Origin of the sequence: Neglectibacter sp. CSJ-5, assembly GCF_032490475.1 — a bacterium.
GTDB classification, from domain to species: Bacteria; Bacillota; Clostridia; order Oscillospirales; family Acutalibacteraceae; genus Hominenteromicrobium; species Hominenteromicrobium mulieris.
Genome location: NZ_JAVYJC010000001.1, coordinates 195,794 through 210,375 on the forward strand (window position 1 = coordinate 195,794; position 14,582 = coordinate 210,375).

The following is a 14,582-nucleotide window of genomic DNA, read 5'->3' on the forward strand; positions in this document are numbered from 1 at the left end:
TAAATGTTGATATGCATATTTTTGAAGAAGCAAGCCCAACGATTATAGGGCAGATGGTTACGCCTAAAAACATAGGAGACTTTTTTCTTGAATCATCGTACTACTTTTACTGCTGGGATGATCTTATGGAGTTGGAATACGGTCAGTGTGTTAGAAACAAGAAAAAATATTATTTTATCTCTGAGTTTGCTGAGGCAATTATGAAAAGAGGCTTTTTCTGCGACAAGCCTCTTTATGCGGAATTCACAGAAGAGCAAATTCAGAAGTATTTCAGCGGCGAGTATTCAGTCGGACAAATCTTTGCTCTTGCAATATCTCAAGCCCTTAATTTCACACCAGAACAAGTTGAAGTTTTGGAAGATAAAAACCTGAAATGCTTGGCCGTATGGATTCTGTACGATATGGTATTGGGTACAGATGTGAGAGATATTAGAGAAATACTTAATAAACCGATTTTTATAGAAGAAAAGGAAAAGCAAATTCGGAACTTGCATGGTAAAAGGCATTACTTACTCATTTCCCAAGAAAACTGGAAAATGGTAACAGAGTGGAACGCATGGAACAAGTGCGCCGATGACGGTACACTCAATTGTATTAAAAATTTGCGTGGTAATTTCCTTTGTTCGGATGCAGTTATGGATGATGACTATAATCTCATTGATACAAATGAAAATAGATACTTGAGCATTTGATTATAGACTATATTAGAAGAATTTGTAAATTTGATGAATGACATAGTTTTGTGACCACATAGGGGCGACCACTTTTGGATTTTTGAAATTCTGAAAATAAGGCAACATAGCCTATTTGTTGTTTTAGGTATTTATACTCGACAGGGAGATATAAGAAAACTTTTTTAGAAATAAAGACGCGACATGCTAATGACGAAGAAGTATGTTCATTTGTTGCAATACGTCTGAGAAGTAGTGTGTGCCTATCGTCTTTGTTTTCCATTTCTATCGAGAATTTTCCATATCCTAATAGAGGAGTATTATAATCTTCATCTCGGAAACCCATTAAAAGATTCTTGGGCTGTAAGTGTTTTCCTTCTTGTGTAATTTGAGGTGGAGTTTTTTCAATATGAAAATTAGTAGCGTGGTTAGTATTTGTTTTACATATAGAAGTTTTTTGTGGTTTGACATGAGAAATTCGCGTAAGAAGGCTGTGTAACTGACGTGATACATAGTCTCTATCTTCAGAGTTAAAAGAGTTCATAATTGTTTTTGCTCTATTTGTGGACAGATAAAGTTGGGCTAAGGGGCAATCTTCAGCATGTGATTGTTTCTGTGCAGTTCGCAAATATGCAGGTTGATCGTTTACATATGTAAGTTTAGCCTCTTTGCAGATAGGGCAGACCATGTACGGTTCATACTCAGCGCGAAATAAAGGAATATTGCGATATATTAGCGCTATTTGAAAAACAGAAAGTTCCGATTTTTTGTTTTCTAAGTAAGCATAATCAAATTTCATCTTCAGTATCGCCTCTAATAGTCATATAACTGTTGGTAAATAACATAAATATTGTATCTAATTTGACTGTACAATGCAATATAAAGTTTGACGGTAAGGAAAAAGCAGTACGTGGATGTTCGTTGACGGGAAGACGCTGTACATAAGTAAAGCGTGACCGGCAATATTGCCGGTTTTATACGAAAAAGGAGCGTCCACAACTTTAGGGACGCTCCTCGCAGATGGATAATGTTGAATTTGAACTTTCAGAACAGATCACTATGTGATCCGGTTCTGGTTAAGCAGAGGATGAGCTCATCGTTTTGAATTTCATAAATTAGAAGCCAATCGGGGGTGATATGGCACTCCCTGCAACCGGCATAATTGCCAGACAAGTTGTGATCTCGATAATTTTCCGGCAAAGGCTTTTGTTCAGCCAGAATGGTGATAACCTCTTCCAGAAGCCGAATATCGTAACCCCTTTTGACGATTCGCTTGTAATCTTTTTTGAAGGTCGTCTGATACTTAATCGTCAGCATTCAGATCCTCCATCAGCTCTTTTACGGAGGAAAAACCTTTGCTCATTCCAATTCCGTTTTTTGCGTCTTCGATAGCTTTTCTTGTTACGGCGTTCGGTACTTCGGCGCCGATTTCAAAAGGAATGCGATATTCGCGTACTGCTTTTTTTGCGAAAACGGTAAAAGCGGTCGTCATCGTCATGCCCATATCAGTGCAGAAAGCCTCGAATTGTGTTTTTAAATCGCTGTCCATGCGAATATTGACGTTTGTTTGTGCCATTATACAACCTCCTTTGGTACTTATATTATAGCACTTTGTAATGATACTGTCAATAAATTTTCGCACGATTGATGTGCAAAATGTAGATGATAATCGTAACATAATACAGATAAGAAAGAAAAGAGGAGCGAGAATATGCAAAAAGTTGTTGGATTTTTCAGTAAACCGGAAAATCTGTTTGTGCTGACACTTTTGATAGGGCTTTTTACGGGGACGTATAAGGTGGTGTCAAAGGCCTCAAATCACAACAATAGCTTGTATCAAAGGGTCAGCTCACCTATATGTTTCTATCTTAGGCTTTTTGGGTATGTATATACCCTTCCTTGGATAGGTAGTTTGTTGATTTCGGGAGGAAATTATGAAGAATGGTTGCAGGCATCAAAGAACACAGAGCCATATAGATTTTTCATAATTGGTTTGGTGATGATCTTCGGGAGTTATGCGATGTATATTCCGGTGCTGCTTGAGCGCATTGCACGCGGGATTATGAATAAGGTTTCAATTAAAAATGATCTTGAACTCATCAATTCAAAATTTGGCACAAGCTATACGGCAAGCGACTATATGTATGGTAAAGGGCACATTAAGCAAATTGTAACTTATATAAGCATAGGAGAAGAAAGTATTGCGGAGCTGATTTCAAACCCAAAACTTTCAGATGCAAAGAGAACTGTAATTCTTGACCTTCTTAGTCGTGGACTTACAGTAGACCAGATTAAGCCCTACATACAGTCGGACGATCCGTATACAGCGGAACAGCTGCAATTTGAACTCTACAAATTGTTTTTTACCCAAATAGGGATCGTCAATAGCCGCAATATAACAAAATAACCTGCCTGTGCAGAGTGAGAAAGCTCATTACCGTTTGGTGATGGGCTTTTGTAATGCAGAGCGCTGGTCACAATCCCGGCGGGGCCTGTAAATAAAAGGAAAGGAGCAAGAAGCTACGCCGAGCATTCCGGCAAACAAAACTGTAAACTTATATTTTCGGCAAAGGAGAAAGGCAAAATGAAAGAAATGTATGGTGTTGTGCTGCTGTACACAGAAGGCATGGCAATTTGTGAAGATGACTGGGAGAACCTTTGGTGCGCTGAGATGCCAGAAGAATTTGTAACAGCAGGAGATGGCATTGAAATCGACGGATTGACGCCATTAGAAGATCTTCCGATGGAGCAGCAAGTGCGTATTAAAAATGAGCTGGCTGCACTGCCGGAAGAATATCTGGACGTGCTGCGTAATTATGGTGGAGGTGAGGAGTAATGCCCGGTTACGGAAAATATCGTTCACCAGAGGAAAAAGAAGAATTTGTAAAGCAACTGGGTGCAGACGCCAAGCAGCGCGTTATTGACCTTGCAGAAAACTGGGAAGCAGATGCAAAAGATGTTGCGGAATTTTTGATTTTTTCAAGCCGGTTCCCAGATTACAGCGTCCGCAACCAGATGCTGATCTACAAGCAAAATCCGTATGCTATGTTTACTGCGGGATATAATCAATTTGAAAAAATGGGCTATACCGTACAAAAGGGCGAAAAAGGTATGCGTATATGGGTACCCCATAATATTACCTATTATCGTGGCAAAGAAAGTGAACCATGGAAGAGGCTGACGAAAAGCACACCAAAAGCAGTACGGGACATGATAAAAGCCGGAATGCTTGAGACACGTGAAGAATTGCAGTTCTATCGTTATGGAGTGGTCTTTGATATTGCACAAACGAATTGCCCTGCGGAAGATTACCCTAAATTAGTCGGTCTCGGCTGCGCAGATGAGCTGCACGCAGCGGCGTTTGACATTATCAGCGAATACAGCAACCGCTGCGGAATGCCGGTGCGGACGATTGATTTAAAGAGCGTTGCGCTGCGCGGATATTACGAATCAGAGACATGCAACATTACGATTAACAGCCGCCTTGCTGATACACAGCGATTATCGACGCTGCTGCATGAGATGGCGCACGGCATGTTGCAACACGGTATGGATACCGGCAAAAGCCGTGCACAGCGTGAGTTTGAAGCAGACGCTTTATCCGTTATGCTTGAATCCGCCATGGGTCTGCCAATCACTGACACACGTAAGGAGCACATGAGCGTGGAGTATAAGAACTACATAACCGAGCTTAAAACGGGCAAAACGGATGAAGAAAAAGCGGAAATCAATGAGCAGATCGATAAGGTTTTTAAACCAATCGGTGATCTATATAAGCGCCATGCGCCGCAGATTTTGGCAGCACTGCGCTTATCAGGCATTCAGCCGCAGCCGATAAAAACAGCGCAGGCAGCACCTGAACAGGAAGAAAAGACGCCGGAGCACATTATGGACAAGCCGAAAAGAAAAATGAATCGTTCACTGTAAAGAGAAATGAACGTAGAAAGGAGTGAATTTTTTGGCAATATCGAGAGATCAGGTTGATGAGATCAAAAGCCGCGTGAGCATTATAGATGTTGCAGCAGAACGTGTGAATCTATCGCGGCACGGTTCAACCATGTCGTGCTGTTGTCCGTTCCATCAGGAAAAAACACCGTCATGCGTATTGTATGAGAAGACCAATTCCTTTTACTGCTTCGGCTGCGGCACGAGCGGCGACGTCATATCTTTTATTCGCGGTACGGATAATCTCAGTTACGTGGAGGCGGTGCAGCAGCTCGCCCAGCGTGCCGGAATAACGATTGATGCCAAAGGCGCACAGCTCAATCAGCGTGAGCAGGAGCTCAGAGATCGTATTCGTGCGTGCAACCGAGAGGCGGCACGTTACTTCTTCCGTTCGCTTACACAGGACGATGAAGGCAGTGTCGGGCGAACTTATTTGCTGAATGAACGCGGTTTGAGCATGGCCGCTGTACGACATTTTGGTTTAGGTTATGCGAAGCCGGAAAGCTTTGGGCTTGTGAATTATCTGCGCGATAAAGGCTTTACGGATGATGAGATGATAACCGCAAATCTTGCGTACCAAAGTAAAACCGGGCACGTTATGGATCGGTTCCGAGACCGAATCATGTACCCGATTTTTGATACAGTCGGCAATGTAATTGCGTTTGGTGGACGCGCCCTGAACAAAGAGGACAAGGCAAAATACATAAACACCAACACCACGCCGGTATTCAGAAAGTCCAATAATCTGTACGGATATAACTTCGCACGCAAGGCGCACAGCGACCATTTGATACTCGCAGAAGGGTACATGGACGTGATCGCGCTGCAAACAGCGGGCTTTGCTGGTGCGGTCGCTTCACTCGGTACATCGTTGACGGAGGAACAAGCAAAGCTGATTGGGCGGAGCTGCAAGGAGCTTACTATTTGTTATGACAGCGACAGTGCGGGCATCAGAGCAACGCAAAGAGCTATACAGGTTTTGCGTTCTGCGTGCCCAGAGTTGCGCGTCAGCGTGGCTTCCTTGGGCGAAGGTAAAGACCCGGATGAGTTCATAAAAATGCACTCGGAGGACGGAGCAGAACGTCTTGCTGAGGCTTTCAAAGCAGCGATAAGCGATACCGAATACCGGCTACAAATGTGCAAAAACGGGTTGGACATGAACGTGAATAAAGACCGTTTGACTTATGCCGTTGAAGCGGTGCGTGTGTTGGCGACGGTCGAAAACCCGGTGGAACAGGATTTATTTGCGGCACAAATTGCTGCGGAGGTCGGAGTTGGACGTGAGAGTATCTTAGCACAGGTGCAGGCAGCTGCGACAGACCCGGCAAATAAAACCGTGCCGGAAGAAATTAAAGACGAGGAAATTTTTGAGCCGGAAGAAGAACCTACACAGCGCTATCATGCGTTTATTCGCCCGGTTTCTGACGCAGAAAGTGAAGTGGTAGCCTTTGCGGATGTCATTATAAACGAAGACTACCGCATCAACGGCGTGCGTCTGGTGTTGGATGAACACAATCGATTTTCGGCCTTGATGCCCGCGTATCTTGCTAAAGATAGGCGTGAATGGGTTCCGTACGTCGAGCTGAAGCCGGAGATTGAAAGGGAAATGACGGCGTTCCTTGCACGTAATTTTGATTTCAACTCGGAGGTTGAAGTTATCGGCGGCGGTACGGCGATAGACGTCGGAGAGACAAAGCTCACGCTGCGGAAGGCTGCAAACCGCAATACGGTTAAAGCGTATGCCGAGCTGCAAAACGATGTGTTTGCGCTCAAATACGGCAAGATCATGGAGGGCAAACGCGGGTATTTCTATTCGCCGCCGAGCATGGGAACGTACACAGATCAGGACGGCAATAAGCAATATCAGTATGCGTATGGGTTTGCTTCCGCACCGGAGCGCACAAGAATTTCGGGAGAAATTAAGAAACAATACGAGCTCATGTGCAAAAAAAACAAGCAGGTCTATGAAGCAAAAATCAAATAGCGAGGTGAGATTTTGCAGACGATTTATTTAGTTACCGGGCTTCCGGGCGTCGGGAAAACGAGCTTTTTGCAGGTGCTTGAAGGCTTAAAGCTACTGCCAGAGTATAGTGTTACGCCGCAGAAAATCGCTCGAATCTACAACAGTTCGGAAACGTATGCGATGCAAAAGCTCATCGCTGACGGGCGCAGTTTTCTGTGCGAGATACCGCTTGAACAAGAAAAAATGGAAGCGTTTTTCGCTTTGCTTGAGGGCAAAACGTATGCGGTGAATTGCTATTGCATCGGTCTGCCGGACGCAGCAGAAGCCATAGCGCGGTTGGTGTGGCGAGATCGTACAGGCGTTCCGGCTGCGAAAATCGTGGAAGATTTTGAGCTGTTCCCGTCCAATATTTGGGAACTTGCAAAGCGTGTAGAGAGCATTAAGTTCTTCGATAATACCCGTGGCTTTTGTCTGACCGGCTATTTCAGTGCGGGAAAACTTACGTTTTCGGATGCCGGTCATTGCGTGCCGTGGATGCAAATTGTTGGAGCTGCACTGCTTCCGGATGAGCATCAAGTTGCGCCGGAGAGCGTGTGGCAGACAAAAATTTTTGAAAGAAAGGCGAAAGAGAATGAAGAAAAGTCAGATGGAAATCGTGGTGAAGCTCAACGTAAGCGCGGAAAAAAGAAGGGCGCTCGAGATGTACTGCACGGACTTCGCGGGCACAATGCAAAAGGATTTGCAGGCAGCGGCGGAACAGATTTTAACGCAAAAATATAACAAGTCCGTGCCGAAAGCCGTGCGCGAATACGTGGAGTTGTGCAGCGACGAGGAAAATTCTTCCGCTGCAACGAGCGAAAAGTAATCCACTTTTTCGCAAAACGCAGTGAAAAACTGCGGGAAACCTTCCCCGTAATCAGCAAATTCTTGCGTCTGCCGGACACATTTTTGCGTGTGGCGACGCAGAATTTTGGGCGAACTCCGTTCGTTTTTTTGCTATCAGCAAAAAAGATTTGCGGCGGAAGCCGCCCGGGCAAACTGAAAAAGCGCGAAACGCACTTTTTCAGTTTGCTTTCGCAAGCATACCATTCTTACGTAAGAATGGTAGATCGGTGAAAATCACCGATTTTTTAGGGACACCCTAAAACCCGTCATGCAGAAAGAAGTGAGACCAATAAGAAAAGGCGAATACAAATACCCTTACCGTTTAGAGCTGCGCTTAAATGAAACACAAATGGCACGTCTGCAATCCTTAGCGAGCAAATCCGGTTTATCTATGTCGGCGTATGTGCGGCAGCTTATCGACGGTGTGCTTCCGCAGGAACGCCCGCCGTTTGATTTTTATTTGATCCTGTCACAGTTGCGTTACATTGGCAACAACATGAACCAGCTTACGCGTATAGCACATGCGACCGGCAGGATTGACTGGAAGGAATTTGAGCGGCTTACCGATGAGATCAAGCCGTTGGCATCTATGCTGTATCGTTACGTTACGGAGCCAATCAAACGCGACCCGATGACTTCGGAGCTCGGAACGTATATCCGTAAATCCGACCAAAAGGCGCTGAAAGAAAAACGGGAGGAAGAACGAAAGTGGCGGTAACAAAAATCTGGAAAATCAACGGCTGGATTGGCGATTGCCTGCTTTACATTGAGAACCCGAACAAGACGCAGAACCCGTTGGTGATCGGTGATCCGAAATTAAAAGAGGAAGAATATCAATCACTGACGGATGTGATTGAATACGCAGAAGACGGCAACAAGACTGTGCGGGACACGGAGCGTTTTGTGTCCGGCGTCAACTGCGATGCAGAAACGGCGCGGCAGGAAATGATTTTAGCAAAAAATGCGTTCGACAAAAACGACGGCATTTGTGCCTACCACGCCATACAGAGCTTTGCGCCGGGAGAGGTCACACCGGAAACGGCGCACGAGATCGGTATTCGGCTCGCAAAAGAAATGTGGGGTGAACGGTATCAGGTGCTTGTTGCAACGCATTTAGATCATGAGCATATCCACAACCACTTCGTTATCAACTCGGTTTCTTTTTTGGATGGCAAACGCTTATGGAAAGAGAAAAACTATTGGCAAATGCGGACGGTTTCGGATGCACTTTGCAGAGAGTATGGTTTGTCGCTCATTAAGCCGGTACGCCGCGGTATGCCGTATGCAACTTGGCAGGCAGAGAAAGAAGGAAAACCGAACCGGCGTAAAGTGCTGCGCGAAGATATAGACCACATACTCGCAAATGAAAATATAGAATCGCTCGAAGCTTTTTACGATACGCTGCGGGCGTACGGGTATGCCGTTATGACAGATCGAAAGTATGTTGCGATTTGTCCGCCGGGTGGTGAACGAAATATTCGTTTGCAGTCGCTTGGAGAAAACTACGAGCCGGAGGCGCTGCACTTGCGCATTCTCCGTATCAAAGCAGACCGGCTGCTCGGCAAAACCAAAGTTATAGAGCAGCCGATGACACCAAAAAGGAAAATGCGCTTGCGAGGAACGGTACGCCGAAAATCTAAAGCGCATGGAATACGAGCGCTTTATTACAAGTGGCTTTATTATCTCGGCGTTTTTAAGCGACATCCCAAAGTATACGGAAGTGCGTTTACCACGGCACGTTGGCAGTTAAACGCGTACGTAAAGCAGTTCGATTATGTTGCAAAATATGATCTTAAAACTTGCGATGACGTAGAGCAGCGGTTGCGCGTAGTGCAGCACGAAATCTCCGAGCAGATTGATGAGCGGGAAGAAGTAAGAACCGTGCTGCGGTGTTTGGAGACAGGCGATGCTGAAATACAGGAGCAGCTTGAAAAAATCGAGAAAATCAACGTGCAGCTCAAAAAGCTGCGCTCAGAAGCAAAGCTCTGTGTGCAAATCCTCGAGCAGCAGCCACAGATCAAATCCAAAATCGAAAAAGCACATGAAGTAAAAACATTTGAAACAGAAAGGGGAAAAGAAAATGGACGAACAAGCGATCATCACCTTGAGCATCGAAGGAACGAAGCTGCTCCTACGCGGGAGCAAAGAAGTTCTGGCAGCGCTCGTAGCGGCGATCCGATACAGCGCAGATAAAATGATCCCGGCGCGAAAATGCCGAGATTTTTTGATGAGTACATCGGAGGTGCGCTTTATCTCGATGAGTGATGAAGCCATCGAAACATTCAAAAAAGCTGCACGGCCCTATGGCTTGCGGTACTTGCATTTGCACGACAGCAACGGCGATGGGTTATCGACCTTAATGGTGCGCGGCGAGGATGCAGCAGTTATCAACCGTCTGATCGAGCACAATAAGCTGACTGTGCTGACGGATGTTACGCAGGCGGAGATCGAACGTGATCCGTCTAAAGCGGCAAATATAAACGAGCTCCCGGAGGTCGTGATTGGAAAAGATCAAGTGCGGGTACAGGATGCGGTTAAGGAGGCACGCGGTAGCGCACAAGACCTTTTAAAGCCGGAGCCAAACCCTACGAAAGGACAGACGGAACGGAAAAGCCGTCTGTCCTCCGACGGCTTGAAGACATCCGTAACGGAACAAGAGGCTGAAGAACTTTGGGCAGATGTTACGGCGTCTATCGATAAAGACTTTGCAGAGCGAATCGAAGAAAAGCGTCAGCACAATTTTGAACTTTATAACCAAGACGACCCGCTACTCGGCGAGAAGGTTGTGAAAACCAAACGTACCGTGCCGGTACAGGACAAGCCATCTGTTATGAAAAAGCTGGAGGCTGCAAAAAACGTCAACACGCAAAAAGAAGCGAGAATTGCGGAAGCTGTGCGCCAGATGCAGGCAGGTGGACGTACTTCAAATACCGATAAGGTCATTCAAAAGACGCCGAAGGTAAAGCCGCAAAGGCTGACAAGAAAGTAAGGCGGTGTGTATGGCGATTTCAAAAGAAGATATAAAGCCTTTGGCTTGGTCGGCTGATGATGAACCGACGTTCCTCAAGGACGACGAAAATAAAGACGGAAAAAACGGCAATGTTGCCGGTTCTGTGGATACAGTTCTGCGAGCGCGCCGTACTTTCAAAATGAAGAAGGGTTCCGGCGGCAGAAAAAAGCAATCATGGAAAGCGCTGAATACACGTTGGGTAAGGGCGCGGGATGAGATGTTCGTCAATGAGCGTTTTTTGGAGAAAGTGTTGCAGGTTATGGGACGTATGCGCTTTGACGTCAAAAACTCTATGCTAATCGCATTGCAGAATGAGAAAGCAACACGTATTGCAACGGCTGCATCGTGGCGCGGCTTAGGCGTGCAGCTTCTGTCGGGCGCAGAGGCAAAACCAATATGGCTGGATGCAGGTGCAGACGCACAGCGGAAAACCATAGTACCGAGCAAATGGTATGACATTACGCAGACAAATGCCGGAGAAAAACTGACGCTGAAAGGTACTATCTATAACACGCTTGCCATTTGCAGAATCACTCTAAATCAGATCGACGAGCTGAAAATCGTCGAACAACAAAATGTGACGGGCATCCACTATGACCATGAAGCACGTGCGTACCTTGTGCAGCCGGGGCAGATGGAAAGAGCTATGCTTTGCTACGCCGCGCTTGAAGCATTGGCCGAAAAAGATTTCGCTTTGGTGTTTCAGGAGAATGAGAAAACAGCGCTGCCGGATACACCGGCAAACGAGATCATTGCAAAATGCGCAGCGTATATTGTGTGCGTGCATTTTGGCGTTTTGCCGCAGGAAGTGTGTGTGCGCGTCCCGACGGCGCTCGGCACAGATAAAATTGAAAATCTGCTGCGAGCGTTATCCACAGCGCAGAGCATCGCAGCACAAGAAATTATGGTGATCGAAAATCGACTTCGGTCAAAGAAATGGAGGACAATGTGATGAAAAACAAAAAAGAATTAGCGGCGAGAGGTTGTTTGTGTGTGGAACCGAGTTCACCGGAATGCAGCGTACCTTATATCGTTACAGACCCCAAAGGCGAGCTGCGGCACTATGAGGAAAAAATAAAGGAAAACGGTTATAAAATAATTGTGAGTGAGTTCAAAAGATGAGAGGCAAAAACACATTAACGACTTGGATCATGGCAGGCATCGGGGCGGTATTTGTGCTTTGGCTTGCGGTGCTGATCGCGCCGTATGCAGAGGGTGGCTTGCCCGGGATTTTGCTGAACATGAATGAGATTACTGCACATCCGTTTCGGTTGGAATTCTGTGCCGATACCGGAAAAGCCGTGGGCATATTTCTGGGCGGCTATGCGTTGATGCTCCTATATATATTCGGCTCACAAAAGAATTTCCGCCATGGCGAGGAACACGGTTCGGCAAAATGGGAAAATGTGTACCTGCTGAACCACCGGCTCCACGACAAAGAACACCCGGATGAAAACCGCATCTTATCCAGACATTTGAGCATCACAACGGATCAGCGCAAATTGGATAAAAACCTATTTACGCTTGTTATCGGCGGCTCCGGCTCACGCAAAACGCGAGCGTATGTAAAGCCTAATTTACTGCAATGTAACTCATCTTATATCATCATGGACCCGAAAGGGGAGTTGCTCCGCGATATTGGCAATGTATTTAAGGCAGAGGGCTACAAAATCCGTGTCTTTGACCTTATCGATATGCTCAGCAGTTTTCGGTATAACCCATTCGTCTATTTTAAACGGGAAAGCGACATACAAGGCTTTATCACAAACCTATTTGCAAATACCGAGGATAAAACGAAACATGGTGGTGATGCCTTTTGGGACAAGACGGCTAAAATGATGCTTTCGGCGCTCATGTATTACGTGTGGTATGAATGCCCGGAGACGGAAATGAATTTCGGAACAGTTATGGAGCTGATCCTTGCCGAGACCGTCGAAGAAGGCGATGAAGCTGGGGTCTCTGCGACACAGGTGCTCATCGAGGAGCTGCGTGCCAGAAGCCCGAGGCATATAGCGGTGCGCTACTTTGATGCTTACCGAAAGGGTGCAGGCGAGACGATTATGAGTATTCAGGAATCGCTTCTCAGTCGCTTAGAAAAGTTTTTGCTTGAAGACGTGGTAAACCTAACGACCGGTGATGAATTGGAACTCGAGAAGATCGGAGAAGAAAAAACAGCGCTGTTTATCCGTATGCCGGACGACAACAGTTTCCATTTCCTGGCATCGGCGCTTATCACGCAGCTTTTTCAGCTTATGATGGCACAGGCAGATGCACGCAGCACCGGCGGCTTACCCGTGCCGGTGCATTTTGTGCTCGAGGAAGCGCGAAATATTACGTTGCCGGACAGCTTCCAAAACTGGGTTGCGACGATGCGTTCGCGCAACATCACATTATCGATTATTCTGCAAAATATATCGCAGATCAAGCGTATGTTCCCGGACGACTGGGAGTCCGTGTCCGGCATGTGCGATGAGATACTATATCTCGGCGGCAACGAGCAGAGCACGCACGAATGGATTTCCAAAGCGATGGGACAGGAAACGATTGACAATCGCAGTTACGGTACAACGCATAGTTGGACGAGCGGCAGCAACAGCACCAATGAGCAAAATAGCGGCCGCGCTTTGATGGATGTAACAGAGGTACGCCTAAAAAACAAGCTGTTGAAAGGCAAAATTGGTAGCGTAATTATGATTTTAGCCGATGAGCGGCCGATAATCGACGAAAAATACGACCTGAACCGACATCCAAGAATTAAGCTTTCGGCCGATGGCGGTGCGCCGCAGTATTCGTATGTTTCGTCAGAGCTTTTGCCGGAAACGAACACAATACAGATCAACGAAACAGACGTTGATGAAGACGAGGTGGATGGTGTGTTTACCTTTGACCTTCAAAATGTCGAACTAAATTAAAGGAGCGATTCACATGAGAAAGTTTAATTTGAACCGAGTGGGAAAATACGCACGGTACGCATACTTTGCGGTGGCAAGCGCAATGCTGTTTGCTATCCCCTGCTTTGCAAGCACCGGTGTGGCAGAGATCGACACACCGATTAACAATTTGCTGACGATGTTTTTCGGGTTGCTGAAAGTAGTAGGTATATTTGTAGGCTTATTTGGTCTTGTGCAAATCGTCATGGCAGGATTTAGCCACGATTCTACGAAGCGCATTATAGGTGTTACGTGTATTATCGGTGGATTTACCCTTTGCTTCGCACAGCAGATTCTGACGTTCCTCGGCATGACAACAGCATAAAAGGGAGTGAACTGCTTTGTATGAACTTGTGCTGCAATTTTTGACACAGATATTCGGCTTGATGTACTCGGTGTTGACGGAAGATCTCTCGGATTTTAGCCCGCACGCATACGAGTATATTTCAATTCTGAATACGATATTGAAAGGGTTTGCATCATCACTGATGCTTGTTGCATTTTGCGTAGGGTACATACAATCCGCCGTGTCGCTGATCGAGCAAAAAACGCCGATTGCAATATTCAAAACCTTGGCACGGCTCGTGATCGTCAATGCTCTGGTGGTACGCGGTACGGATATAATCCTCATGCCGATGTTCTCCGTTGTCCGCAGCTTAACAAGCCGCCTGATTGAGGCGATGGGCGGACAAGCCGGACTTCTTCCCAATATAGACGAAAGCTCACCGGGCGGTGTTGCCGGTGCGATAGGCGAGCTGCTGTCCATTAACATCCTGACCGGTATTTTATATATTGCGGTCATTATCAGCGGTCTGGTTTTGCTGCTGACGGTGTTCGGGCGGTTTCTCAAAATCTATGTCTATATGTCGATAGCGCCGGTTCCGTTGGCGTTTTTTGCCGGTGGAAATGTAACCGCCATGTATGGTCGCAACTATATAAAAACGTGTTCGGCGTTTGCATGGAAGCCATTACGATGGTAATCGCCATACAGCTATTTTGCGCGATAGCGGATGATGCTGTGATGACACAGGTAGGCGGGATGTTGGGCTTTCTGGGCACGATGGCGAAGCCGGTCATGCTGCTTCTGTACTTGTCGTCTCTCAGCGCCATTATAAAAGGTGCCGACAACATGACGCATAAGCTGTTGGGATTTGTGTAAGGAAGGAGCGAAAAGAGTT

18 protein-coding genes are annotated in these 14,582 nt (G+C 46.2%); 15 read left to right on the top strand and 3 right to left on the bottom strand.

Features of this window, described 5'->3' with window-relative positions; genetic code table 11:
- The first annotated feature begins 11 nt into the window (after positions 1–11).
- Positions 12–692, top strand: a complete 681-nt coding sequence (locus R2K26_RS00880) for a hypothetical protein (protein ID WP_308449028.1) — start codon at positions 12–14, stop codon at positions 690–692.
- A 7-nt stretch (positions 693–699) separates the two neighbouring features.
- On the opposite strand, the gene R2K26_RS00885 is transcribed toward R2K26_RS00880, so the two are convergent.
- From R2K26_RS00885 to R2K26_RS00895, 3 genes are all read right to left on the bottom strand, one after another.
- Positions 700–1,470: a hypothetical protein gene (locus R2K26_RS00885; RefSeq protein ID WP_308449029.1), complete on the bottom strand. Its 771-nt coding sequence runs from the start codon at positions 1,468–1,470 to the stop codon at positions 700–702.
- A gap of 245 nt (positions 1,471–1,715) precedes the next feature.
- Positions 1,716–1,988 (bottom strand): type II toxin-antitoxin system YafQ family toxin, encoded by a 273-nt coding sequence (locus R2K26_RS00890; protein ID WP_308449030.1) that lies wholly within the window; start codon positions 1,986–1,988, stop codon positions 1,716–1,718.
- Positions 1,975–2,247 (bottom strand): type II toxin-antitoxin system RelB/DinJ family antitoxin, encoded by a 273-nt coding sequence (locus R2K26_RS00895; protein WP_308449031.1) that lies wholly within the window; start codon positions 2,245–2,247, stop codon positions 1,975–1,977. Before R2K26_RS00895 ends, R2K26_RS00890 begins: the two co-directional genes overlap by 14 nt.
- A 135-nt stretch (positions 2,248–2,382) precedes the next feature.
- Between R2K26_RS00895 and R2K26_RS00900 the strand changes: the two genes are divergently transcribed.
- From R2K26_RS00900 to R2K26_RS00965, 14 genes are all read left to right on the top strand, one after another.
- Entirely contained in the window at positions 2,383–3,078 is a 696-nt protein-coding gene (locus R2K26_RS00900) for a hypothetical protein (protein WP_308449032.1), read from the top strand.
- Between the two features lie 177 nt (positions 3,079–3,255).
- Positions 3,256–3,507, top strand: coding sequence for a hypothetical protein (locus tag R2K26_RS00905; protein ID WP_308449033.1), 252 nt, complete (start codon positions 3,256–3,258; stop codon positions 3,505–3,507).
- Positions 3,507–4,598 (top strand): ArdC-like ssDNA-binding domain-containing protein, encoded by a 1,092-nt coding sequence (locus R2K26_RS00910; RefSeq protein ID WP_308449034.1) that lies wholly within the window; start codon positions 3,507–3,509, stop codon positions 4,596–4,598. Before R2K26_RS00905 ends, R2K26_RS00910 begins: the two co-directional genes overlap by 1 nt.
- Before the next feature lie 31 nt (positions 4,599–4,629).
- Positions 4,630–6,600 (top strand): DNA primase, encoded by a 1,971-nt coding sequence (gene dnaG, locus R2K26_RS00915; RefSeq protein WP_316518195.1) that lies wholly within the window; start codon positions 4,630–4,632, stop codon positions 6,598–6,600.
- Positions 6,601–6,612: 12 nt separating this feature from the next.
- On the top strand, positions 6,613–7,359 hold the full coding sequence (locus R2K26_RS00920) for a hypothetical protein (RefSeq protein ID WP_316518197.1): 747 nt from the start codon (positions 6,613–6,615) through the stop codon (positions 7,357–7,359).
- 373 nt (positions 7,360–7,732) lie between these two features.
- Positions 7,733–8,182 carry a plasmid mobilization protein gene (locus tag R2K26_RS00925; RefSeq protein ID WP_396897206.1) on the top strand — a complete coding sequence of 150 codons (450 nt, stop codon included), beginning with the start codon at positions 7,733–7,735 and terminating at the stop codon, positions 8,180–8,182.
- Positions 8,173–9,657: a relaxase/mobilization nuclease domain-containing protein gene (locus R2K26_RS00930; protein ID WP_316518200.1), complete on the top strand. Its 1,485-nt coding sequence runs from the start codon at positions 8,173–8,175 to the stop codon at positions 9,655–9,657. The genes R2K26_RS00925 and R2K26_RS00930 overlap by 10 nt, the downstream gene beginning before the upstream one ends.
- Complete coding sequence (locus R2K26_RS00935) at positions 9,545–10,453, top strand: DUF3801 domain-containing protein (protein WP_316518201.1); 909 nt, start codon at positions 9,545–9,547, stop codon at positions 10,451–10,453. Before R2K26_RS00930 ends, R2K26_RS00935 begins: the two co-directional genes overlap by 113 nt.
- A gap of 10 nt (positions 10,454–10,463) precedes the next feature.
- Positions 10,464–11,426, top strand: a complete 963-nt coding sequence (locus R2K26_RS00940; RefSeq protein ID WP_316518203.1) for a hypothetical protein — start codon at positions 10,464–10,466, stop codon at positions 11,424–11,426.
- On the top strand, positions 11,426–11,596 hold the full coding sequence (locus R2K26_RS00945; protein WP_316518205.1) for a hypothetical protein: 171 nt from the start codon (positions 11,426–11,428) through the stop codon (positions 11,594–11,596). Before R2K26_RS00940 ends, R2K26_RS00945 begins: the two co-directional genes overlap by 1 nt.
- Entirely contained in the window at positions 11,593–13,386 is a 1,794-nt protein-coding gene (locus R2K26_RS00950; RefSeq protein ID WP_316518208.1) for a VirD4-like conjugal transfer protein, CD1115 family, read from the top strand. Before R2K26_RS00945 ends, R2K26_RS00950 begins: the two co-directional genes overlap by 4 nt.
- 13 nt (positions 13,387–13,399) lie before the next feature.
- The gene (locus tag R2K26_RS00955) at positions 13,400–13,729 is read left to right on the top strand and encodes a hypothetical protein (protein WP_316518210.1); all 330 of its coding nucleotides are present in this window, start codon (positions 13,400–13,402) and stop codon (positions 13,727–13,729) included.
- Positions 13,730–13,745: 16 nt separating this feature from the next.
- Positions 13,746–14,384 carry a hypothetical protein gene (locus R2K26_RS00960; RefSeq protein ID WP_316518211.1) on the top strand — a complete coding sequence of 213 codons (639 nt, stop codon included), beginning with the start codon at positions 13,746–13,748 and terminating at the stop codon, positions 14,382–14,384.
- Positions 14,385–14,422: 38 nt separating this feature from the next.
- Positions 14,423–14,563, top strand: coding sequence for a hypothetical protein (locus R2K26_RS00965; protein ID WP_316518213.1), 141 nt, complete (start codon positions 14,423–14,425; stop codon positions 14,561–14,563).
- The last annotated feature ends 19 nt before the right edge of the window (positions 14,564–14,582 follow it).

What these genes read in the sequence shown, in the direction of transcription:
- R2K26_RS00935 (WP_316518201.1), top strand. Translation starts at nt 9,545, where the DNA reads ATGGACGAACAAGCGATCATCACCTTGAGCATCGAAGGAACGAAGCTG.
- R2K26_RS00890 (WP_308449030.1), bottom strand. Translation starts at nt 1,988, where the DNA reads ATGCTGACGATTAAGTATCAGACGACCTTCAAAAAAGATTACAAGCGA.
- R2K26_RS00910 (WP_308449034.1), top strand. Translation starts at nt 3,507, where the DNA reads ATGCCCGGTTACGGAAAATATCGTTCACCAGAGGAAAAAGAAGAATTT.
- R2K26_RS00900 (WP_308449032.1), top strand. Translation starts at nt 2,383, where the DNA reads ATGCAAAAAGTTGTTGGATTTTTCAGTAAACCGGAAAATCTGTTTGTG.
- R2K26_RS00950 (WP_316518208.1), top strand. Translation starts at nt 11,593, where the DNA reads ATGAGAGGCAAAAACACATTAACGACTTGGATCATGGCAGGCATCGGG.
- R2K26_RS00925 (WP_396897206.1), top strand. Translation starts at nt 7,733, where the DNA reads ATGCAGAAAGAAGTGAGACCAATAAGAAAAGGCGAATACAAATACCCT.
- R2K26_RS00945 (WP_316518205.1), top strand. Translation starts at nt 11,426, where the DNA reads ATGAAAAACAAAAAAGAATTAGCGGCGAGAGGTTGTTTGTGTGTGGAA.
- R2K26_RS00895 (WP_308449031.1), bottom strand. Translation starts at nt 2,247, where the DNA reads ATGGCACAAACAAACGTCAATATTCGCATGGACAGCGATTTAAAAACA.
- R2K26_RS00885 (WP_308449029.1), bottom strand. Translation starts at nt 1,470, where the DNA reads ATGAAATTTGATTATGCTTACTTAGAAAACAAAAAATCGGAACTTTCT.
- R2K26_RS00905 (WP_308449033.1), top strand. Translation starts at nt 3,256, where the DNA reads ATGAAAGAAATGTATGGTGTTGTGCTGCTGTACACAGAAGGCATGGCA.
- R2K26_RS00940 (WP_316518203.1), top strand. Translation starts at nt 10,464, where the DNA reads ATGGCGATTTCAAAAGAAGATATAAAGCCTTTGGCTTGGTCGGCTGAT.
- R2K26_RS00880 (WP_308449028.1), top strand. Translation starts at nt 12, where the DNA reads ATGCATATTTTTGAAGAAGCAAGCCCAACGATTATAGGGCAGATGGTT.
- R2K26_RS00955 (WP_316518210.1), top strand. Translation starts at nt 13,400, where the DNA reads ATGAGAAAGTTTAATTTGAACCGAGTGGGAAAATACGCACGGTACGCA.